The sequence below is a fragment of the Pseudonocardia xinjiangensis genome, from assembly GCF_050948425.1.
In the GTDB taxonomy this organism is placed as follows: Bacteria; Actinomycetota; Actinomycetes; order Mycobacteriales; family Pseudonocardiaceae; genus Pseudonocardia; species Pseudonocardia xinjiangensis.
The window spans coordinates 4,660,730-4,682,312 of sequence record NZ_CP192009.1; the positions used below are offsets into that span (position 1 = coordinate 4,660,730).

At 72.0% G+C, this 21,583-nt stretch carries 21 protein-coding genes; 12 read left to right on the forward strand and 9 right to left on the reverse strand.

What is annotated here, in order from left to right:
• Window positions 1-16 precede the first annotated feature (16 nt).
• The gene (gene katG, locus ACQPZA_RS21980; protein ID WP_433273289.1) at window positions 17-2,239 is read left to right on the forward strand and encodes a catalase/peroxidase HPI; all 2,223 of its coding nucleotides are present in this window, start codon (window positions 17-19) and stop codon (window positions 2,237-2,239) included.
• Window positions 2,240-2,252: 13 nt separating this feature from the next.
• Here katG and ACQPZA_RS21985 read toward each other — a convergent pair whose 3' ends face one another.
• Window positions 2,253-2,726, reverse strand: a complete 474-nt coding sequence (locus ACQPZA_RS21985; RefSeq protein WP_433273291.1) for a GNAT family N-acetyltransferase — start codon at window positions 2,724-2,726, stop codon at window positions 2,253-2,255.
• Window positions 2,727-3,125: 399 nt separating this feature from the next.
• Between ACQPZA_RS21985 and ACQPZA_RS21990 the strand changes: the two genes are divergently transcribed.
• From ACQPZA_RS21990 to ACQPZA_RS22010, 5 genes are all read left to right on the forward strand, one after another.
• The gene (locus ACQPZA_RS21990) at window positions 3,126-4,529 is read left to right on the forward strand and encodes a DHA2 family efflux MFS transporter permease subunit (RefSeq protein WP_433282926.1); all 1,404 of its coding nucleotides are present in this window, start codon (window positions 3,126-3,128) and stop codon (window positions 4,527-4,529) included.
• Window positions 4,530-4,777: 248 nt separating this feature from the next.
• Window positions 4,778-5,659, forward strand: a complete 882-nt coding sequence (locus ACQPZA_RS21995) for a manganese catalase family protein (RefSeq protein ID WP_169394085.1) — start codon at window positions 4,778-4,780, stop codon at window positions 5,657-5,659.
• Window positions 5,660-5,664: 5 nt separating this feature from the next.
• Window positions 5,665-6,120: a DUF2243 domain-containing protein gene (locus ACQPZA_RS22000; RefSeq protein ID WP_433273293.1), complete on the forward strand. Its 456-nt coding sequence runs from the start codon at window positions 5,665-5,667 to the stop codon at window positions 6,118-6,120.
• Entirely contained in the window at window positions 6,117-6,950 is an 834-nt protein-coding gene (locus ACQPZA_RS22005; protein WP_433273295.1) for a cytochrome c oxidase assembly protein, read from the forward strand. Before ACQPZA_RS22000 ends, ACQPZA_RS22005 begins: the two co-directional genes overlap by 4 nt.
• 64 nt (window positions 6,951-7,014) lie before the next feature.
• On the forward strand, window positions 7,015-7,371 hold the full coding sequence (locus ACQPZA_RS22010) for a hypothetical protein (protein WP_433273297.1): 357 nt from the start codon (window positions 7,015-7,017) through the stop codon (window positions 7,369-7,371).
• A gap of 8 nt (window positions 7,372-7,379) precedes the next feature.
• Here the strand turns inward: ACQPZA_RS22010 and ACQPZA_RS22015 are convergent, their stop codons facing one another.
• From ACQPZA_RS22015 to ACQPZA_RS22040, 6 genes are all read right to left on the reverse strand, one after another.
• Window positions 7,380-8,747, reverse strand: coding sequence for an MFS transporter (locus tag ACQPZA_RS22015; protein ID WP_433273299.1), 1,368 nt, complete (start codon window positions 8,745-8,747; stop codon window positions 7,380-7,382).
• Window positions 8,744-10,114 (reverse strand): serine hydrolase domain-containing protein, encoded by a 1,371-nt coding sequence (locus ACQPZA_RS22020; RefSeq protein WP_433273301.1) that lies wholly within the window; start codon window positions 10,112-10,114, stop codon window positions 8,744-8,746. Before ACQPZA_RS22020 ends, ACQPZA_RS22015 begins: the two co-directional genes overlap by 4 nt.
• Before the next feature lie 34 nt (window positions 10,115-10,148).
• Window positions 10,149-10,850: an MmgE/PrpD family protein gene (locus ACQPZA_RS22025; protein WP_433273303.1), complete on the reverse strand. Its 702-nt coding sequence runs from the start codon at window positions 10,848-10,850 to the stop codon at window positions 10,149-10,151.
• Window positions 10,847-12,226, reverse strand: a complete 1,380-nt coding sequence (locus ACQPZA_RS22030) for an MmgE/PrpD family protein (RefSeq protein ID WP_433273305.1) — start codon at window positions 12,224-12,226, stop codon at window positions 10,847-10,849. The genes ACQPZA_RS22025 and ACQPZA_RS22030 overlap by 4 nt, the downstream gene beginning before the upstream one ends.
• A 111-nt stretch (window positions 12,227-12,337) precedes the next feature.
• A complete protein-coding gene (locus tag ACQPZA_RS22035) occupies window positions 12,338-13,264 on the reverse strand; it encodes a LysR family transcriptional regulator (RefSeq protein WP_433273307.1) in 927 nt (308 codons plus the stop codon).
• A gap of 125 nt (window positions 13,265-13,389) precedes the next feature.
• Window positions 13,390-13,560 carry a hypothetical protein gene (locus tag ACQPZA_RS22040; RefSeq protein ID WP_433273309.1) on the reverse strand — a complete coding sequence of 57 codons (171 nt, stop codon included), beginning with the start codon at window positions 13,558-13,560 and terminating at the stop codon, window positions 13,390-13,392.
• Between the two features lie 483 nt (window positions 13,561-14,043).
• Here ACQPZA_RS22040 and ACQPZA_RS22045 point away from each other — a divergent pair, with 483 nt between their 5' ends.
• The 5 genes from ACQPZA_RS22045 to ACQPZA_RS22065 all read left to right on the forward strand — a co-directional run bounded on the left by ACQPZA_RS22045 (window position 14,044) and on the right by ACQPZA_RS22065 (window position 18,493).
• Window positions 14,044-14,448, forward strand: a complete 405-nt coding sequence (locus ACQPZA_RS22045; protein ID WP_433282928.1) for an AMP-binding protein — start codon at window positions 14,044-14,046, stop codon at window positions 14,446-14,448.
• 248 nt (window positions 14,449-14,696) lie between these two features.
• A complete protein-coding gene (locus ACQPZA_RS22050; RefSeq protein WP_169394076.1) occupies window positions 14,697-15,536 on the forward strand; it encodes an oxidoreductase in 840 nt (279 codons plus the stop codon).
• 111 nt (window positions 15,537-15,647) lie between these two features.
• Window positions 15,648-16,430, forward strand: coding sequence for an indole-3-glycerol phosphate synthase TrpC (trpC, locus tag ACQPZA_RS22055; RefSeq protein WP_169394161.1), 783 nt, complete (start codon window positions 15,648-15,650; stop codon window positions 16,428-16,430).
• A complete protein-coding gene (locus tag ACQPZA_RS22060; protein WP_433273312.1) occupies window positions 16,417-17,934 on the forward strand; it encodes a xylulokinase in 1,518 nt (505 codons plus the stop codon). The genes trpC and ACQPZA_RS22060 overlap by 14 nt, the downstream gene beginning before the upstream one ends.
• A 46-nt stretch (window positions 17,935-17,980) precedes the next feature.
• Window positions 17,981-18,493, forward strand: a complete 513-nt coding sequence (locus tag ACQPZA_RS22065; RefSeq protein ID WP_169394075.1) for a MarR family winged helix-turn-helix transcriptional regulator — start codon at window positions 17,981-17,983, stop codon at window positions 18,491-18,493.
• A 267-nt stretch (window positions 18,494-18,760) separates the two neighbouring features.
• On the opposite strand, the gene ACQPZA_RS22070 is transcribed toward ACQPZA_RS22065, so the two are convergent.
• Window positions 18,761-20,620 (reverse strand): chloride channel protein, encoded by a 1,860-nt coding sequence (locus tag ACQPZA_RS22070; protein WP_433273314.1) that lies wholly within the window; start codon window positions 20,618-20,620, stop codon window positions 18,761-18,763.
• 114 nt (window positions 20,621-20,734) lie between these two features.
• Between ACQPZA_RS22070 and ACQPZA_RS22075 the strand changes: the two genes are divergently transcribed.
• A complete protein-coding gene (locus tag ACQPZA_RS22075) occupies window positions 20,735-20,941 on the forward strand; it encodes a hypothetical protein (protein ID WP_433273316.1) in 207 nt (68 codons plus the stop codon).
• Between the two features lie 53 nt (window positions 20,942-20,994).
• Here ACQPZA_RS22075 and ACQPZA_RS22080 read toward each other — a convergent pair whose 3' ends face one another.
• Window positions 20,995-21,555 carry a hypothetical protein gene (locus ACQPZA_RS22080; protein WP_312858906.1) on the reverse strand — a complete coding sequence of 187 codons (561 nt, stop codon included), beginning with the start codon at window positions 21,553-21,555 and terminating at the stop codon, window positions 20,995-20,997.
• Between the last annotated feature and the right edge of the window lie 28 nt (window positions 21,556-21,583).

The window sequence follows — 21,583 nt, forward strand, 5'->3', positions numbered from 1 at the left end:
AGGGCGGTTCTCCACCATGGCAGACGTGTACAAGACATACGACAAGAGCGTGGGCCTCGGCATCCACGCCTCGGCCGCTGCTGACGGTCGGCCGCCCGGGAGCGGGAGCAACCGTGGCTGGTGGCCCGACCAGCTCGATCTGAGGATCCTCCGGAAGCACCCGGCCGCGGCCAACCCCATGGGCGAGGACTTCGACTACGCCGCAGAGTTCCGGACCCTCGACCTCGATGCCCTCGCCGGCGACATCGACGAGGTGCTGACGACCTCGCAGGAGTGGTGGCCCGCCGACTTCGGCCACTACGGGCCGCTCGTGGTCCGGATGGTGTGGCACTGCGCCGGGACGTACCGCAGCCACGACGGGCGGGGCGGCGCGGGTGCCGGCATGCAGCGCTTCGCTCCGCTGAACAGCTGGCCGGACAACCGCAACCTCGACAAGGCGCGGCGGTTGCTCTGGCCGGTGAAGCAGAAGTACGGCCGCAAGATCTCGTGGGCCGACCTGATGGTCTTCGCGGGCAACCGCGCCCTGGAGTCGATGGGCTTCACGACCTTCGGCTTCGCCGGCGGCCGGGCGGACGTCTGGGAGCCCGACGAGGACGTCTACTGGGGCCCCGAGCGCGCCTGGCTCGGCGACGAGCGCCACACCGGCGTCCGGGACCTGGCGAAGCCGCTGGCCGCCGCCCAGATGGGCCTCATCTACGTCAACCCGGAAGGCCCGAACACGGTCCCCGACCCCTACACGTCGGCCCGGGACATCCGCCAGACGTTCCGGCGCATGGGGATGAACGACGAGGAGACCGTCGCGCTGATCGCGGGCGGCCACACGTTCGGCAAGACCCACGGCGCGGCCGACCCGGAGCGCTACCTCGGCCCCGAACCCGAGGGCGCCGGCATCGAGGAGCAGGGCCTGGGGTGGAAGTGCACGTACGGCACCGGGACGGGCGCCGCCACCATCACCAGCGGGCTCGACGGCACGTGGACACCCACCCCGACGACGTGGGACAACAGCTTCCTCGAGACCCTCTTCGGCTTCGAGTGGGACGTGGAGCTGAGCCCCGCCGGTCTGTGGCAGTGGATTCCGAGGGACGGCGGCGGGGCCGGCACCGTGCCCGACGCACACGACCCGTCGACGACACACGCCCCGACGGTCCTGACCACGGACCTCGCGCTGCGGTTCGACCCGGTCTACGAGCCGATCGCGCGGCGCTTCCTGGAGAACCCGGACCAGCTGGCGGACGCGTTCGCCCGGGTGTGGTTCAAGCTGACGCACCTCGACATGGGCCCGATCCAGCGCTACCTCGGCCCGCTGGTCCCCCGGGAGCGGCTGATCTGGCAGGACCCGATCCCCGCCGTGGACCACGAGCTGGTCGGGGACGAGGACATCGCCGTGCTCAAGAGCCGGATCCTCGGCTCCGGGCTGACGGTCGCCCAGCTCGTCTCCACCGCGTGGGCGTCGGCCTCGACGTTCCGCGGCAGCGACAAGCGCGGTGGGGCGAACGGGGCACGCATCCGCCTCGAGCCGCAGCGGGGCTGGCAGGTCAACGACCCCGACGAGCTGGCGCAGGTGCTGCGCACCCTGGAAGGGATCCAGGAGGAGTTCAACGGCGCCCGGACCGGGGGCCCGAAGATCTCGCTCGCCGACCTGATCGTGCTCGGCGGGTGCGCCGCCGTCGAGCAGGCGGCCGAGGCCGCAGGCCACAACGTCCGGGTCCCGTTCACCCCGGGACGCATGGACTGCTCGCAGGAGCAGACCGACGTGGAGTCCTTCTCCGCGCTCGAGCCGGACGCGGACGGGTTCCGCAACCACCGCGGAAAGGGCAACCGGCTACCCGCGGAGTACCTGCTGGTCGACCGCGCGAACCTGCTGACCCTGAGCGCGCCCGAGATGACCGTCCTCGTGGGTGGCCTGCGGGTGCTGGGCGCGAACTCCGCGCGGTCCCCGCTGGGCGTCTTCACCGCGGCTCCCGGGACGCTGACCAACGACTTCTTCGTGAACCTGCTCGACATGGGCACGGAATGGACGCCGACGTCCAAGGCCGCGGAGACCTTCGAGGGCCGCGACCGCGCCACCGGCGAGATCAGGTGGACCGGCAGTCGCGTCGACCTCGTCTTCGGCTCGAACTCCGAGCTGCGGGCCGTCGCGGAGGTCTACGCGTGCGACGACGCGCGGGAGAAGTTCGTCACGGACTTCGTGGCCGCATGGGACAAGGTCATGAACCTCGACCGGTACGACCTCACCTGATCCACCCCCGTGCTCACCGAGCGGACAGCGTGAGCCGCAGGACGATCTCGCCGTCGTCGACCTCGCCCGTGGGCTCGAAACCGAACCGCTGGTAGAAGGGCCACGGTTCGCCCTCGCCCGGCTCGTAGCTGGTGTACAGCTCGGTGGCGCCGTCGGCTCGAACCAGGTCGACGATCTGCGTCAGCACCTCCCGGCCGATCCCGCGCCCCTGGTGGCGCTCGTCGATGAGCAGCCGCCACAGGTAGTACTTCCCGACTCCGGAACGATCGTCCGGAACGTTCCACGAGAGCATCACGAAGCCGACCGGCTCGCCATCGCAATACACGGCCCGGTACCAGGGATTCTCCTCGGGCTCGTCGGCCGCGTCGTCGAGCGAGGTGGCCACCGAGGCGACGAACTGCTCCTGGTCACCTCGGACCCGCAGCGCGCAGACGGTGTCGCGGTTGTCGTCGGTGATCTCGCGAAGGTGCACGTCTGAGGACGTCATGCCGCGACCTCCCGTCCGGCAGCGGAAATACGCTTCCTGGACACGGTCTCACGCCGCGACCCGCGCGTGGTGGCGCCGGTGTCCGCCACTGGGCAGGTGTTCCTGCAGCTTCGGGCACGTAATCGAGATGACCGAGTGTGCCGCGAACTCTACGTTGTGCTGCTGCAGGGCCTGGCGCGCCGACTCCCCGAACCAGATACACACCGCGACGGTCCGATCGCTGACAGTTCTATTCTCAGCGGTACCGCCACCAGGGGATGCGGGCGGCCGGGGGGAACCGACGTGAACGGAGAAAGTGTGACTGCCGAAGAACATGGCTCGACGGGGGGCGGAGCGGCCGGGTCCACGGACGCGACGGCGCTGTCGACAGCGGAGTCCGCCGATCCACCGCCGGGCGCCATGGTCGTGATCGCACTGCTGGTGGGATCGGCGTTCGCCATGATCCTCAACGAGACGATCATGAGCGTGGCGCTGCCGGCGCTCATGGCCGACCTCGAGATCGGCGCGAGCACCGCGCAATGGCTCACCAGCGGCTTCCTTCTCACGATGGCCGTGGTCATCCCGACCACCGGATACCTGCTGCAGCGATTCCCGCCGCGGTCGATCTACCTCGCGGCGATGTCGCTGTTCACCACGGGCATCCTGATCGCAGCGCTCGCCCCAGGTTTCCCGGTGCTCCTGATCGGCCGGGTCGTGCAGGCCACGGGCACCGCCGTCATGGTGCCGTTGCTGATCACCACGGTGATGAGACTGGTGCCGGCCGATCGGCGAGGCCGCACGATGGGCACCATCACGATCGTCATCGCGGTCGCCCCGGCGATCGGTCCCACCGTGTCCGGGTTGATCCTGGGCGCGCTCGGGTGGCGCTGGATGTTCTGGATCGTGCTCCCCATCGCGGCGATCGCCCTTGCCATCGGCGCCGCCCTCTTGCGGATTCCGGCCGACACCCGCCGGGTGCCCCTCGACGTGGCTTCGGCCCTGATCTCGGCCGTGGCGTTCAGCGGCCTGCTCTACGGGTTCAGCAGCATCGGCGACGCCATGCGCGGCGAAGCGAGGCTCACGCCGGCGATCCCGATCGTGATCGGGGCGATCGCGCTGGTCGTCTTCGTGGCGCGCCAGCTCCGGCTGCAAGCTGACAACCGGGCCCTGCTCGACCTGCGCCCCTTCTCCCACCGCCCGTTCGTCGTGGCGATCATCCTCGTCATGATCAGCATGATGGCGCTGTTCGGCGCGCTCATCCTGCTGCCGCTCTACCTGCAGGGCGTGCTCGGGGCCACCACTCTCGCCACCGGTCTGGCGCTGCTTCCGGGCGGCCTGGTCATGGGGCTGCTGGGACCGGTGGTCGGGCGGCTCTTCGACCGGTTCGGCGCACGCCCGCTCGTCGTACCGGGCGCGATGGTGCTGTGCGTCGCCCTGTGGCTGTTCACCACGCTCGGCGCGGAATCGCAGCTGTGGATGATCATCGCCATCCACGTGGTGCTCACGGTCGGACTCTCGCTGATGTTCACCCCGCTCATGACCGACGCGTTGGGATCGCTGCCCGGCGAGCTCTACTCCCACGGCAGCGCGATCGTCACCACCCTGCAGCAGGTGGCCGGCGCAGCCGGCACGGCCTTGTTCATCACCGTGATGACGCTCGGGTCCGCGGATCCGACCGGAGCGATCGACGCCGTCGGCACCCACACGGCGTTCCTTGTCGCAGCGGTCATCTCGATCGTCGTGGTCGGCCTGTCGTTCCTGGTGGCGCGGCCCTCGTCGGCCAAGGAACCGACCCCCACACCGGCCACCTCGGCCGCATCCTGATCACGGGCGAGGGCCCACAGCGGGGCTGAGCGGCCGCCGGGCAGGCACCAGTATTCGAGCAGGGCGTGCCCGGCGGTCGCAGACGAGGTCATGAACCTCGACCGGTACGACCTCGCCTGGTCCGGCAGCCGTCGCACCACCCGACCGAGGGATCCCAGATCTGTTCCCGGATGCCTGTTTTGCCGCGCCATGGCCGGGCACCCACGGCCCGTACAAGCGTGGTCCGAGCCATCCCCAGAGGGAGCCAGATGTTCTTCCATCGCCAGGAACTGCAGTTCAAAGCCACCCCTGACCAGCCCGACGCCGTGTTCGCCCGCAAGCTGCAGGAGCTTCTCGGCGGCCAGTACGGGGAGATCACCGTCGCGTTGCAGTACATGTTCCAGGGCTGGAACATGCACATCCCCGGAAAGTACCGCGACCTCGTGTTCGGTATTGCGGCCGAGGAGATCGGGCACGTGGAGATGCTCGCGACGATGATCGCGCAGCTGCTCGAGAAGGCCCCGGTCGGAGTCACCGGCAAGGCACTGCAGGACGACCCGACCGTGGCGGCCATCGTGGGCGGCATGGACGTCCAGCACGCGATCGTGGCGGGCGCGGGCGCGCGGCCGGTCGACAGCAACGGCAACCCGTGGCAGGGCTCCTACATCACGGCCAGCGGCAACCTCCTGGCCGACTTCACCGCCAACGCCAACGCCGAGATGCAGGGCCGCACCCAGGCCGCCCGGATGTACCACATGACCGACGACCACGGCGTGCGCGACCTGCTGTCCTTCCTCATCGCGCGCGACACGATGCACCAGAACCAGTGGGCGGCGGCCGCGCGGGAACTGCAGGAGGAGGGCTACGAGCTCATGCCCACACCGAGCAACTTCCCGCAGAGCAAGGAGTACCAGCAGGTCTCCTACCAGTACCTCAACTTCAGCGACGGCAAGACCGCCGCCGAGGGCAGCTGGGCCAGCGGACCGAGCCCCGACGGCAAGGGCGAGTTCACCTACCACGACGGGCCGACCACCACGGCCCCGATGCCGCCGCCCACCCACGCCGACTCGCGGTTCTACGGCACGACCGAACTGCCCAACAGCATCGAGAAGACCGCGGGCATGGTGCAGGACAAGCTCAACAAGGAGTGATCAGGGTGGCCCGGCCGGGCCGAAACCTCGCCGCCGGGCTCCTGCTCGGCCTCGGGCTGGTCGCGTTCGTCGACGAGGTGGTGTTCCACCAGATCCTGCACTGGCACCACTTCTACGACCGGGCGACCCCCGAGGTCGGGCTCGTGTCGGACGGCCTGTTCCACGCGTTCAGTTGGTTCGCCACCGTCGCCGGTCTCGTGCTCGTCAGCTCGTTGCGCCGTGACCGGGCGTTCTGGTCACGGCGCTTCTGGGCCGGGCTGCTGACAGGCGCCGGGTTCTTCCAGCTCTACGACGGTCTCGTCCAGCACAAGGTCCTCGGACTGCACCAGATCCGCTACGCGGTCGACCTCGTCCCCTACGACCTGACCTGGAACGTCGTCGCCGCGATCCTGCTCGTCGTCGGCCTCGTCCTGATCGTCACGACACAGCGGACGGCGCGCGGCGCGGCGGCCGGCGCATGACGGGCCACCACGGCCACACGGCCGTCGGGCTCGGCGGCGCGTCGGTCCTCGTCGTCGCGCTCACCGCCGGGGCGGCGCTCTACGTCGGGGCCGGGTGGCGGGCCGGGCGGCGCGGCCGGCAGTGGCCGGTCGGCCGGACCGCGCTGTTCCTGATCGGGGTGGCCGTCGCGACGGCCCCACTGGCCGGCCCGCTCGCGGACCGGGCGGCCACCGACTTCCGTTTCCACATGGTCGGGCACGTGCTGTCGGGTATGGCGGCCCCGCTGCTGATCGTGTCGGCCGCGCCGGTGACGCTGGCGTTGCGGGCCCTCCCGGCAGAGTGGGCGCGCACGCTCACGCGGCTGCTCCGGTCCCGCCCGTTCGTGGTGCTGACCCACCCCGTCGTCGCGGCGACGCTCTCGGTCGGGGGCCTGTACGTGCTCTACCGGACCGGTCTGTACGAGGCGAGCATGCGGCAGCCGCTCCTGCACCTCGTCGTGCACGCACACGTGCTGCTCGCCGGCCTCCTGGTCACCTTCTCGCTCGTCGGCCCGGACCCTGCTCCCCACCGGGCCGGGCTCGCCGTCCGGGCCGCGGTGCTCGTGCTCGCCGTCGCGGCGCACAACGTGCTCGCCAAGCTCGTGTACGCCGACCCTCCCGCGGGTGTCGCTGCTGATCAGGCGATGACCGCGGCCCAGGTCATGTACTACGCGGGGGCTCCGATCGAGATCGGTCTCTTCGTCCTGCTGGGCCGGGAATGGCTGGCCAGGGACGGCCGGGAGCGCACCCGGGGGCACAGGCATCCGGCGCAGGCGGCTGCTCTGGATGAACCAGTCGGCGACAGACAGTAACGCGGCGGGCACAGCAACGGAAAGACCAGATGCACCCGTCGTTCCTGCCTGGAGGCCCAGCTTCATGACCCCGCGCATCACCGCCGACAACCCCACGGGCGTCACCTGTTTCGACCACGCGTCGATCGCCCAGCTCCCCGAGTACATCGAGGCGAGCAGGGCACTCGACGCGCTGGAGCGGGCGATCCGCCGTGAGGACGGCGCACTGGGGCAGGAGCGGTGGCTCGACCTGGTGGGTGCGATGGCTGCTGCTCTGCCCTACGCCGACGCCTGTGTGGAGTGCTGCGGACAGCTTCCGACGCCCGCGCCGCACGCTGCCGTGGTGGCCGAGGGGCGGCTCCACGGCGACTACCGGTGCCCGCGCTGCGGGTCGACCTGGACCCGCGGGCACGTGCTCGACCTGCCGGGCCTGTCCGAGTAGCGCCGGGCTCAGGTCGCCGCGGCCGGGTGGGCGGGCCCGGCAGACAGCCGGGCGTCGGTGTCGCCGTAGGCCTCGATGCGGCGCTTCGTGGGCGCCAGCAGCAGGACCGAGACCGTGATCATCGCGCCGCAGGCCCCGATGAAGACGAAGACCGGCACGTAACCGAACGAGAGATAGATCTGCCCCACGACCAGGGGCCCCAGCGCGTTCAGCACCCGGCCGACGCCGTAGCAGAACCCGGTGCCCGTGGCGCGGACGTCGATCGGGAACAGCCGGGGCGTGTAGGAGTACATCAGCGCCACCAGCGTCTGGTTCAGCGCCGCGACGAGGATGCCGAACACGATGATCGCCGCGGGCTGGAAGGTCAGGCCGTAGGCGAGGCCGCAGGCCGCGAACACGAGGCCGAACAGGGCCACCGGGCCGCGCAGGCCGAAGCGGTCGGCGATCGGCCAGGCCAGCAGCGCGCCGGGCACCGCGCCGAGTGTGGTGAGCGCCGAGTACCCGACGCTGGCGGTGACGGTGAACCCGTGGTCGTGCAGGAGGGTCGGCGCGAAGGAGGCGAACCCGTAGTAGCTGGTGGTGAGGAACGTCCACACCAGCATCAGCATGATCGTCCGCCTGGCGAGCGCTCCCCGGAACAGGGCGCGCACGCTCGCCCGGCCGGTGGGTCCGGCCGGCTCCGGTTCGACGACCGGGGCCAGGGTGTGCCGCCGCCCCACCTCGGTCTCGATCGCCTCGACCACCCGCTCCGCCTCGGCGGCGCGCCCGTGCGCGAGCAACCACGGAGGCGACTCCGGCAGCCGCGTGATCAGCAGGAACGGCAGCAGCCCGAGCCCGCCGAAGACGAACACCAGCCGCCAGGCGTCCGGGCCGAGGCCGATGACCCCGCGGGCGAAGAACGACATCGCCGGGATGCCCAGCAGGCCGACGGCGAGCGTGATCGACTGGAGCCTGCCGCGCTGCGCGGCCGGTGTCAGCTCGGCCAGGTAGGTGATCGCGATGACCGTCATCGCCCCCAGCCCGATGCCGGTGGCGATCCGCGTCAGGAACAGCGTGGCAGCGTCGAACGCGGCCGCGTTCAGCAGCGAGAAGACCGAGAACCACGCCACGGAGACCTGCAGCGACCGGCGGCGGCCGAACCGTTCGGCCAGCCGTCCCCCGACCGCGGCGCCGAGGAACATCCCGAAGAACCCGGCGGAGGTGATGACCGAGACCTCGCGGACGCTGATGCCGAGGGAGCTACGCAGAGCGGGCGCGGCGTAGGCGAAGGTGTTGATGTCGGCGAGCTCGAAGGCGAAGCAGAGGGCCAGCACGCCGGCCACCCGGCGCTGGTAGCCCGACCACGGAAGCCGGTCGAGCCTCGCTGTCACGGTCATCGGGACACCTCGCAGAGGGGCAGCGCGGTGAGCACCGCGGTGATCAGGGAGCCGTGGTCCGGGGTGGGTTCGAGACCGGTCCGGGCGATCACGAGGTCGTGCTCCGGCAGGACGAACACCGCCTGTCCGAGGCTGCCGAGCGCGTAGGACATCTCGCGGGGCGCGGCGGGGACGTGCCCGTCGCGGTTGAGCCACACCGAGGCGCCGTAGGGGTGACGCAGGGCCGACGGCCCTTCGGTGCGTCCTGCGCAGGAGGCGTCCGACTCGGTGAGCATCGTGTCGATCCACGCCTCGGGCAGCACCCGTCTCCCGCCGAGCTCTCCACGGCCGAGCAGCAGCGCGCCGATCCGCGCCAGGTCGCCTGGCGTCGTGTACCAGGCCCCGCACAGCAGCGGGACCCCCTCGGCGTCGGTCTCCAGCACGGAGTGCCGCAGCCCGAGCGCGGGCAGCACGGTGGCGCTGAGGACGGCGTGCACGTCGGCACCGACGGTCTCGCGCAGGGCGAGCGACACCGCGAGGTGGTCGATGCTCTTGTAGGAGAACGTCTTCCCCGCCGGCCACGCGCTGCCCACGCCGGACACCATCGCGGCCACGGAGACCGGCCGGAAGTACGGCGCGAAGTAGTCGTCGGCGTCGGTGAGCATCTCGTCCGACCCGTCCTCCCGGCGCCCCGTCGACAGACCGCTCTGCAGCCCCAGCAGGTCGAGCAGGCGGATGTCCGCCCGGGAGTCGTGCTCGCCTCGCCACGCCGAGACCGGAGCACGCGCGGCACGCGGGTCGAGCACCTCCCGCCCGGCCAGCCACCCGACGATCAGGGCGGTCAGGGTCTTGGCCGTCGACCAGCCCCGGGTGGGGACGTCCGGGCCGAAGCCGGGGGCGAAGTCCTGCGCGACGAGGATGCCCCGGTGCACCACGGCGACACCACGGGCGCCGGTGGTCGCGAGATGGGCCCGCACCCCGTCGTGGAGCGGGGCGTGGCGCGGGTCCGGGCGGAAGCCGTCGCCGTGCGGCCACTCCCGCGGGCTCAGGTCACCGGCCCACAGCGGGCGGCCGGGAAGGTCGTGCCTGCGGCCCTCGACGAGCGCCGCTCCCTTGTCCCCGGAGGCGACCGCACGCCTGCTGCTGCCGTCCGGGAGCGTGCCGACCACCGCCCCCCGCCGGTGGTCGACGTCGAACGAGATCTCGGCCGGGTCGAGGACACCCCCGGCGAACGTGGTGCACAGCACGGTCAGGTCGTGGTCGAGGACGTCAGGAGCGGCGCGTCCTGACACGAACATCGCCGAGCACAGCTCCTTGGTGCAGAGGCCGAGGACGTTTCGCCGTCGCTGTGCGACCCCGTCGACGCTCACCCGCCGTCCCTCCGTCATCGTGTGGAACCTCGTCGTCCCCGGCAGGCGGGGCTCAGCCCGGGCTGCTCCACGCCGCACCCAGCCGGGCGTCCGCCGCCGTTCCGTTGCGTTCCGCCGCAGCGGGCGGGACGGACATCAGCGCGAAGAGGCCGCGGCGGCCCTCGAGCGGCTGGGCGGCGGAGGTGAACCCGTTGCGGCTCAGCAACGCGGCCTCCACCGCGTTGCTCGCGGCCTTCCCGATCTGCAGCGGACCGGTGTCGGCTGCGGCGGCGAGGCCCGCTGCCTGCGTCGCACAGAGACCGATCAGGTGGTGGACGTGTCCCACGTCCAGCCCGAGTGCCCGGCCCGCCGCGGCCGCGGCGCCGATGGCCCCTGCCGTGCACTGCACGGACCAGCCGGCCTCGGTGTGCGCGACGCCGAGATCCGCGCGGACCCGGTCGGCCACCTCGTAGCCGATGGCGACGGCCTCGATGGCCCCGCCGTCGTCGACGGCCAGCGCGTTGGCCGCGGCACACACCGCGACCCACGCCGGTCGCCCGTCGACGGCCGCCGCGGCGGTGCCGTCGATCCACGCGCTCCAGAGCAGGCTGCCCGGACGCACCGCGACCTGCTTCAGTGTTGCGACCAGCGGGGTGTCGGCGCCGCGGCGGGCAGCGCGGCGGAACCGGCCGAGCTCCACGAGGGCCCGGTCGAGCGCCGTGGGCGGCGGGGTGGTGTCCCGGACGAAGTCCACGACCTCGGAGGTGGTGATCAACGGTTCGCCTCTCGTTCAGTGGTGCTGGTCGGCCGGATCGCGGCCACCAGCTCGTCGAACCCCGTGGCGTCGGCCAGCGCCTCGACGGCAGCGCTGATCCGGCGTGCTGCTCCCGGCCCGAGAACCGGTCCGGCGAGCCGGTCGACCTTGTCGAAGAGCTCCTCGTCGGTCAGTGGCCGGTCGAGGCTTCCCCGGGCATGGGGGATGTGGACGGTGACCGCATCGCGACCGGCACGCTCGATCCGGATCGTCGCTTCGTCGCGCGCGCAGTCGGCGGTGGGGAGCAGGGTGATGAGGCCGCGTAGCCGCTCCACGTCGGGAGCCACGGCACGGTCGTCGCCGAACTGCACCAGTCCGACCTGGCCGTCGAGCAGGCCGACGGCGGCGGCGTGGTAGGCGCTGAAGCGGGCCTGCAACCCGTCGCGTGGCTGCCGGTGCCCCATCAGCTCCGGCACCAGCGGGTGGCAGGTGATCTCCACCGACTCGATCGCGGCGGGGTCGTCCATCTGGCCGGACGCCGCCACGGCCGCGTCGATCGTCGGGTGCGCCACGATCCCGCACGGGTAGGGCTTGAAGGCGTTGCGCTCCAGCTCCCAGTCCCGTTCGAAGCTGCCGCCGAGCTCGCGGCGGTCGACGACGTCGGCGAACACCGGGAGCACTCCCCCGTCGCCGAGGGGGTCGTCGATCCCGCGCACGCCGGCGGCGGCCAGCCGGGCGGCCAGCACGCCGTTGACGGCCGCCTTGCCCGGGTGGAAGGGCTTGGTCATGGAGCCGAACCCCTCCCGGTGCCCGAGAACCATCGTCGACACGATCGCGAGCGCGTGCTCCATCTGCTCGGCGGTCAGCCCCAGCAGCAGCGACGCGGCCACGGCAGCGCCGAAGACGCCACAGGTGCCGGTGATGTGCCAGCCCCGGTCGTAGTGGCTGGGGGACACGGCGTTCCCGATGCGCAGCTGCGACTCGCAGCCCAGCGCGAACGCGGTGAGGTAGCGCTCCCCGTCCACCTCGAGCTCCGGTGCCAGCGACAGCAGCGTCGCGAGGACCGCGGCGCCGGGGTGGATCACCGTGGCGAGGTGGGTGTCGTCGAAGTCGTCGAGATGGGCCGCGGTGCCCGCGAGCAGCGCACCCCAGTACCAGTCCACGGTCTCGGCCCGGCCGGCGACCGCCGCCGCCCCCGCGCCGTCCTGCTCCCGGGCCGTGGCCAGCAGCACGTCGATCGCCGGGGTCCGGGCCGCGCCGACGGCGGTGCCGAGAACGTTCAGCAAGCTGCGTCGGGCCGCCCGGGCGACCTGAGGCGGCAACGGCGTCGCACCCGCGGTCAGGAGTTGTGCACAGAACTCCGATGTCGGCGTACCGACGGTCACTGCGGGAGACATGCGGCCGACGCTAGGAACGGTGGGACCGGGGAACAACGCCATCCCCGGCCGGAACCGTTGCACTCAGCGCAATGGACGGTCAGGGACAGCCCGGGTACTGCCTCCTCACAGTCAGCGCAGTGGCCCGGGAGGCCGGCGACCGTGCTCCCGCGCGATGCGGGCGAGCGCGCCGACGCTCGTGTGCAGCGCCGTCGCCCGCTGGTAGGCGAGGAAGACGGTGCGTTCGACCGAGGCGGGATCGTTGATCCGGAGCCGGGCGACCTGGGGGTGGTGGTGGTCGTTCATCCCCGCGGGCACCACCGAGACGCCGATCCCGGCCCCCACCATCGACTCGACGACGAACAGGTCGCTGCCCTGGATCGTGATCCGGGGCACGAACCCCGCCCGGGCACACGCGTTGATCATGTGGGTGCGGCTGCTGGCCCCGATCTCCATCGCGATGAACTGCCGGTCGCGCACCTCGTGCAACGACACCTCGGTCCGCTCGGCGAGCGGATCGCCGACCGGGACCGCCAGGAGAAGCGCCTCGGTGAAGAGCGGCTCCACCACGATGTCGGTCTCCGTCGGTGAGATCGAGGTGAACCCGACGTCGGCCTCGCCCCGCAGCAACGCCGACACCACGTCCGTCGCCGAGCTCTGCCGGCAGAGGAACCGCAGGCCGGCCTGTTGCTGCAGGAGCTCGGCCAGCACCCGGGGGACGAAGCCGAGCCCGAGGGAGTAGGTGTGCGCGATCCGCAGGAGCCGCTGCGGTTGCCCGGACTCGGCCCGCGTGGTGTCCACGGCCTCCAGACGGGCCCGCAGCACCGCGTGCGCCTCCCGGACGAGCACGTGGCCCGCGTTCAGCATCCGGACCTGACGGCCCGCCTGCTCGATCAGCGCGACGCCGAGCTTCTGCTCGAGGCCGCGGACGCCACGTTGGACGGTGGCGACGCTGACGCCCAGGTCCGCGGCCGTACGTCCGAAGTGCTCCCGTTCGGCGAAGCTCAGGAACATCTCCAGATCCGCGAAGGTGATCTCGCTGATGCGCGACTCGTCCACCGTCGAAGTATCGGACTCCGCCGCGAGATTCTCGATGTCCGCGCCGCGGTCGGGTTCGAGGGCGGTGCCCCGCCTCGAACGCTTCGTCCCCTCTCGCCATCGACCACGAGAGGGGACGGGCGCGCCTAGTGCGTCGTCACGGTGATGTTCCCGGAGGTGTCGTTCTTCACGGCCAGGAAGACACCCGCGAAGTTGCGGTCGAAGTCGTTGTTCCCCACGTTGCACTGGTCGGTCTCGGCCAGCGAGCCGCCGGCATGCAGCTCGATGTTCCCCGCGACCGTGCAGTTGACAACCACGTGGGTCTTCTTGCCGAGAATGAACGTGGGAATCTGCGTCTGTGTTTCCCCGGGAGCAAGACTGAACGGGCCGGCCAGCGCCGCGGAAGCGGCATCCGGGTGAGCGGCGGCAGCGGGCGCAGCGGGCGCGGCCGACGCTGTGCCGGGGACGGCCCCGCCGAGCGTCAGCGCCAGCGCAACTGCGGAACCGGCGACTCCGGCACCCAGAACCCGTCGAACCGAGAAACGATGCATATCATTCCCTCTCATTTACTCCGGTGGATCCACCGCGTTCCGGTTGGGGCGATGTACTGACAACACGAGCCTTTCTCGAGGCCGGTTCACAGGCCGAACATGACGAAGATCATATAGCTGTTCCGCTATTTTCATGCCTTCTGCCGCCGGAACCGACCGGAGCTGATAGATAACAGCGGGCACGCACCCCGTCCGCAGCAGTGCGCATTATCGAGACAAGGCCTGTTTGAACCTTTTCTCGCCAACCCCCTGGTAGCGTCGTCGGACAGCAGACCGGCCACCGTCCACGGCGAACGCACCCGGACATGGGCCGAGTCGGCCGATCGAGTGGCCCGACTGGCCGCCGTCCTGTGCGGGCTCGGCGTTCAGCCCGACGACCGCGTCGCCATCCTCTCCGCCAATTCGGACACCCACCACGAGCTCATGCTCGCCGCCTGCTGGGCGGGCGCCGTCGTCGTTCCCGTCAACACCCGATGGGCCGTTTCCGGCGGCACCCATGTGTTCCCGTCCCGCTTCGACGCCGCGGCGATGGCCCGGGCGGTCGAGCGGCACCGCGTCACCGATGTGGTGCTCGTGCCCACGATGCTCCAGATGCCCGTCGACTCCCCCGAGGCCGCACGAGCGGACATGTCGAGCCTGCGCCGCGTGCTGTAGGTCCCGCGCGGCGTCTCCGGTCAGATCGTCGCCCGCGGGGGGCAGCCAGATGCTGGGCTACTGGGAGCGCCTCGCCGGCTACAAGGTTCCCCGCAGCGCCGAGTTCGTCGACTCCTTGCCACCGTCCGGGCCGGGAACGCCCCGTCTCCTGACCGGCGCACCGCGCCCACGCCCCTTGCCGGGTCCCGACCGTCTCGCTAAACTGAACTGATCGTTCAGTTCATTATCGATGGCCCTGAGGAGGACCGATGAGTGTGTGGTTCGTGACCGGAGCCTCCAAGGGCTTCGGCGCCCACATCGTCCGCGAGGCGCTGGCCCGCGGGCACCAGGCCGTCGCGACCGCCCGCAACCCGCAGACGGTGCACGACGCCTTCCCCGACGCCGGTGACGCGCTGCTGGTCGCACCCCTGGACGTCACCGACCAGGAGCAGGCCCGGTCGGCGGCAGAGGCCGCGGTGGAGCGGTTCGGTCGCATCGACGTGCTGGTCAACAACGCCGGCCGGGGGCTGCTCGGCGCCGTCGAGGAGGCCGGCGACGAGGAGGTCCGGGCCGTCTTCGACACCAACGTGTTCGGGCTGCTCGCCGTCACGCGTGCGGTACTGCCGATCATGCGGCGGCAGCGCTCCGGGCGGGTGTTCAACCTCAGCTCCGTCGGCGGCATCGCCGTCGGCCAGGGCTGGGGCATCTACGGGGGCACCAAGTACGCGGTCGAGGGCATCTCCGAGGCGATGCGCCGGGAGCTGGCTCCGCTCGGGGTGCAGGTCACGATCGTCGAGCCGGGGACGTTCCGCACCGACTTCCTCGACGGCAGCAGCCTGCACATCGCCCGGACCGTGATCGACGACTACGCCGACACCGCGGGGCAGGTCCGCGAGTCGACGGACTCCCGCAACCACCAGCAGGTGGGCGACCCGGCCAAGGCCGCCACGGTGATCGTGGACGTCGCAGAGGCGCCCGAGCAACCCGTCCGGCTCCAGCTCGGCGCCGACTGCGTGGAGCGGGTGGAGGCGCGGCTCGACGCGATCCGTACCGAGCTCGACACCTGGCGCGAGGTCGCACTCTCCACCGCCTTCGAGCCAAGCCGGTAAACCGCGCGTTCCGGCAATTCCACGCTGTGACGAAACCCGCTCACTGCCCGCTCACGGGATCACTACTCTGGATTGACACGTCGTGGAGAATCCGCGCGGGAGAGGTGAATGGTGAGCGTTCTTGACGGGATTGTCGACGGTGTCCTGGAAGATCTCGGACAGCGCCAGCAGCAGGTGTCGCTGGCCGACCTGAAAGCACGCGTCTCGGATGTGGCACCTGCCCTGGATCCCGTGCCCTCGTTCCGTTCGCCGGCCGTTTCCATCATCGCCGAGGTGAAGCGCAGCAGCCCGAGCAAGGGCGCGCTCGCCGACATTCCGGACCCGGCGTCCCTCGCCGCCGAGTACGCCGCCGGTGGCGCGTCGGCGATCAGCGTGCTCACCGAACGACGGCGGTTCGGCGGCTCGCTCGACGACCTGGCAGGCGTACGGGCGGCGGTCGACATCCCGGTGCTGCGGAAGGACTTCATCGTCACCCCCTACCAACTGTGGGAGGCGCGGGCCTGGGGCGCCGACCTCGCCCTGCTCATGGTGGTCTCGCTCCCGGGCGGCCTGCTCGAGGACCTGCTGGGGGTGGCTCTCGAGCTGGGGCTCACCCCACTGGTCGAGGTGCACACCGAGGAGGAGCTCGCACGGGCCGCGCAGGTCGGCGCCGAGGTCATCGGGATCAACGCCCGCGACCTCACCACGCTGGCGGTGGACCGTGGGGTGTTCGCCAAGCTGGCGCCACTGGTGCCCGATGGAGCGGTGCGCGTGGCCGAGTCGGGCGTCGCCGAGGCGGCCCACGTCGCGGAGTACCGCAGCTGGGGAGCCGACGTCGTGCTGGTCGGCGAGGCGCTGGTGCGCTCGGGCGACCCGCGCTCCGCCGTCGGCGAGTTCATCAGTGCGGCCGGCTGACCTGCTCTCACCGGGCACCGGTGCCGGGGACGTGATCCTCGGTATCGACATCGGCACCACCTCGGTCAAGGTCGCCGCGTTCACCCCCACCGGCACGGTGCTCGGGCAGCACCGGGTCGGCAGCACGATCTCCCGGCCCCGGCCGGGATGGGCCGAGCAGGACCCCGTGGACTGGTGGAACCACTGCATCCGCGGGATCGCCGCCGTGGTGGCCGGGCTGCCGGCGGAGCATGCGGTCCGCTCGATCGGGATCGTGAGCCAGGTCAACACCCACGTCGTCGTCGACGAGAACCTGCAACCACTCGCGCCCGCCATCATCTGGCAGGACCAGCGCTGCAGCGCGATCGCCGCCGGGCTCGACGCGCGGTTCACCCCCGAGGAGAAGGTCCGGCTCTGGGGCGCGCCCATCACGCTCGACGCGTCGTTCACCGCGGCCCGGGCCCTCTGGTTCGCCCGGGAGGCTCCCCGGGAGTGGGCCCGGACCCGGTGGATCGTCAGCCCGAAGGACTTCGTCGCGGCGAGGCTCACCGGACAGGTCCGCACCGACGGCCGGGCCGCGGTGCGGCTCGCCGACCGCACCGGAACCCGCTACCTGCCCGAGGCGGTCGGCCTCGTCGACGGACTGGAGCAGCGCCTCCCACCCATCGCCGATCCCACCGCCCCGCTGGGTGAGGTGACCGATCCCGGACCGGGGGTCGGGCCCGCGGTCGTCGTCGTCGGGACGAGCGACACCTTCGGCGACGTCTACGGCACCGGGACCACCCGGCCCGGCCGGGCCATGATCACGGTGGGCACGTCGCTGGTCGCCGCAGGTGCGTCGACGCGGGCCGTCCCCACCCGGGGGATCGCCACATTCCCACCCCGGGGCGGGATCTTCGTCCACGCCGGGCCGACCCAGGCGGCAGGCGATGCGTTGCGCTGGTGGAGCGAGGCCTGCGGCCTCCCCGTCGACGCGGTGGCGGCACAGGCCGCGGCGGCGTCGGCCGGGTCGTCCGGGGTGGTCTTCACCCCGCACCTGATGGGCGAGCGGGCCCCGCTGTGGGATGCCGAGGTGCGGGGCAGCTTCCTCGGGCTGAGCTCGGCCACGACCCGCGAGGAGATGTCGCGCGCCGTCCTCGAAGGCGTCGCGATGTCGGCACGCCAGGTGCTGACCGGGGTGGAGGAGGCGTGCGACATGCCCCTGGAGCAGGTCGTGCTCGCCGGGGGCGGAGCGCGCAGCGACCTGTGGGTCCAGATCCACGCCGACGTGCTCGGCCGCCCCGTCCGGCGGCTGCGCGTGCACGACACCGCGGTTCTGGGCGCCGCCCTGCTCGGCGCGGTGGGCGCCGGGATCCACCCCGACATCGAGACCGCGGCCGACGCCGTGGCCGGGACCGACCGGGTCGTCGAGCCGGTCCCGGCGAGCTCGCAGCGGCTGGGCCCGCTGTACGAGGTCTACACGGCCTCCCACCGGGCGCTCGCCGAGATCCACGCGGCGCTCGGCGCCTGGCGCGCGGCGGGGTGACCACGAGGATCCGGCGGCCCCGGGCTGCCGGGGCACACTGACGTGCATGGCGCGAGGGACGACGAAGGGACCGGGTGTGCAGGCCGACGAGGTCGAGGCCGCGATGGCCGCGACCCGCGTCCTGGTCGCGTTGAGCGCGCGGTCGATCGCCGGCCTCGACGGCCGGATCACGCTCCCGCAGTTCCGGGTGCTGGTGATGGTGGCCAGCACCGGGCCGGTGAACCTCGGTGCGGTGGCGCGGGCGCTCGGCGTGCACCCCTCGAACGCCACGCGCGCCTGTGACCGCCTGGTCACCGCCGGGCTGCTCGACCGCCGCGACGACCCGGACGACCGGCGCAACCTCGCGCTCGAGCTCACCGACGCCGGCCGCGAGCTCGTCGACCGGGTGATGGACGACCGGCGGGCCGCGATCGCCGAGATCCTCGGGCGGATGCCGGGAGAGCAGCGGCGGGCGCTCGCCCCCGTGCTGGCGTCGTTCGCCGCCGCGGGCGGCGAGGTGCCCGCGGCCGACGTGTGGGCGCTGGGCTGGACGACCTCGGCCGACGCGCCGGAGGAGTGACCGCGCCGCTCGCAGCCGCGAGGCCCCGCGAGTCGCCCGTTCCACGCCCGCGAGTCGCCCGTTCCGCGCGCGCGAGTCGCCCGTTCTAGGCGCGCGAGTCGCCCGTTCCGCGCGCGCGAGTCGCCCGTTCCACGCGCGACTCGCCCGTTTCCTGCTGGGTGGCCAGGGTGACAGCGTCGCGGTCACATGTCGTTGCTCCAGGGCGGGCTCATGCCGCGACATGTGTCCATGACGCGGCGGGGGCGCCAGGGTGGCGTCAGGGTCGGGTCAGACCACGACGTCCCGGGCCCGGCGTCCCCGCAGGCGCAACGGGCGCTCCCGGTGGTGCTCCTCGGCGAAGTCGCGCAGCCTGCCGTCGAGGAGTTGCTCGACGGTGACCAGGCCGAGTAGCCGGTCCGGGTCGTCACGGGCGACGACGGGTGCGGCGCTCACGGCCGCGGCGGCGAACCGGGAGGCGACCGTGCGGAGGGTGTCGTCGGCGCGCACGATCACCGGGTCACCGATGGTCACCTCGCCCACCGTGCACGCGCCCGGCTCCGGTGCGACCAGCGCCTGCCGGGGCGCGACGCCCACGAGCCTGCCCTCGTCGTCGAGCACGGGGAACAGCCGCTGCAGCGGGAACCGCCGGGCCGCCGGCTGGTCGAGCGGCGTGCGGCGCGGGACCACGGCGTCCAGCACCGCAGCGGTGACCGGCAGCGGGTCGGACCGGTGCAGCGTGACCGGCCGCAGGTGCATCACCTCGTCGGTGAACAGGACCTCCAGCGGATCGACGTCGTACTCGCGGGACACGTGGTAGCCGCGGCGGGCGATCCGCTCGGTCAGCACCGAGCGGCGCAGGACCAGCGCCGACACGAGGTACGCGGACGCGGACGCGATCAGCAGCGGCAGCAGCGCGGGCCAGACCCGGGTGAGCTCGAGGGCGAACACCACACCGGTCAAGGGGCTGCGCATCACGCCACCCACGACAGCGGCCAGCCCGATCACCGCCCACAGCCCGGGTGCCGAGGTGGGGAAGACGTGGCCCTCCAGCGCGCCGATCGCCGCCCCGATCATGAAGATCGGGGCCAGCACGCCGCCCGACGTGCCCGAGCCCAGTGACAGCCCCCAGATCAGGGCCTTCACCGTGAGCACGCCGATGATGAGCGTCAGCGTCGCCCGGCCCGTGAGCAGCTCGTCGATCACGTCGTAGCCGACACCGAGCGCCCGGGGCTGGATCAGGCCGCCGATCCCGATCACGAGGCCACCGATCGCCGGCCACCACATCCAGTGGATCGGCAGCCGCCCGAACGCGTCCTCGGACAGGTAGACCAGCGCCGTCAGCACCACCGCCAGCAGGCCGCCGATCACCCCGGCCGCGACGGACAGCAGGTCGACGACGGGCGTCGCCACCATGCCGGAGGCGGCGACCGGGAAGATCGGACCGGCCCCCAGCAGCGGGGCCCTGACGATCGTCGCCACCGCGACGGCGGTCACGACGGGCACGAAGCTGCGGGGCCGCCACTCGAACAGCAGCAGCTCCACGGCCAGGAGCACCGACGCCAGCGGCGCGTTGAACGTCGCGGCCATTCCTGCGGCCGCACCCGAGACCATCAGGGCCTTGCGCTCGTCGGCGGACAGGTGCAGGTGCTGGGCGACGATCGAGCCGATGGCCCCGCCGGTCATGATGATCGGGCCCTCGGCGCCGAACGGGCCGCCGCTGCCGATGCTCACAGCGGCGGACACGGGCTTCAGCACCGCGACGCGCGGCGCCACCCGGCTGCGGCGCAGCACGATGGCCTCGATCGCCTCAGGCATGCCGTGCCCGCGGATCTTCTCCGACCCGAACCGGGCCATCAGGCCGATCACCAGGCCGCCGGCCACCGGAGCGGCGAGGATCAGCCACGCCGGATGCGGCACGGCTCCCGGCGCCACCAGGTCCGTCTCGACGCGTCCGTAGAAGACGAGGTTCGTGATCAGCCCGATCAGCCGCAGGAGCAGCCACGCCGCGACCGCGCCGAGCGCGCCGACGGGCACCGCCCAGGCGACCGTCACCAGCACCCGCCGGGTCAGGGTGAAGTCACCGAGATGCGCCGGTCTCCCCCGCGTGCCCGCAGTGCCGTGCTGCCCCGCTCCGACGCCGTGCTCCATGGACCCATGGAGCCATCACCCCGGCGGTTGCGCAATCATTGCGTTAGCACAATCACTGCACAGTCCCGCTTTTCTCGGGATTCGCGCACTGGGCGGCCGGGTACGGCTCTTGTCATGCAGGCGCCCAGTAACGGGCACCTCGGCCGCACAAAGGAGTTCCTCATGGGCCTCGTCATCGGACTTCTCATCCTCTGGGTGATCGTCGTCATTGTCGGATTCATCGTGAAGTCGCTGTTCTGGCTCGCCATCGTGGGAATCGTCCTTTTCGTGGCCACTGCCGGGTTCGGTGCTCTGCGTCGGCGCAGCGGGTCGGTGCACTGAGCTGACCCCCGCCATCCGTCCGCCGGCCGCTCGGTCAGGGCCCACAGCGGATGTCAGTGCAGGAACAGCTTCAGGCTCACGGTGGCGAGGCCGAGCACCCCGCTCAGGGCTGCCCACCCCAGTGCCCCGCCGCCGGTGGCACCCGCCCGCCGGGCCGCGAGGTACCCGAGTGCGACGAGCAGCAGGGTCGACATGCCGAGCGACGCGACCACCGCCACCGTCAGCCGCGCGGTGATCAGATAGGTCACGACGAGGACCACGAGGGGCAGGTAGGCCGCCTCGACCATCGGCCAGCCCTCACGCACCACGCGGGCGATCGCGGCCCGGGTCTCCTTCCACCCCGTCCGCCGGCCCCGGACGCCGGCGGCGAGCAGGTGGGCGTACCGCTCGGCCACCCAGTACACGAGCAGGGTGACCAGGACCGTCACGAGGATCTCGCCCAGCGACCCGTGCAGGCTCGCCGCCACCATCACGGCGGCGCCGACCACCGTGCCGTGGATGGCGTTCGCGAGCTCCTGCTCGTCCTCCCACCGGTCACGGTGCAGCTCGGCGGCCCGCACGATCCACGCGGCGGAGGGCGCGTGCGCCCGCAGGTCGTCGTGATCGTCCGACACCGCGCCACCTCCCTCGCTCCGGCACTCC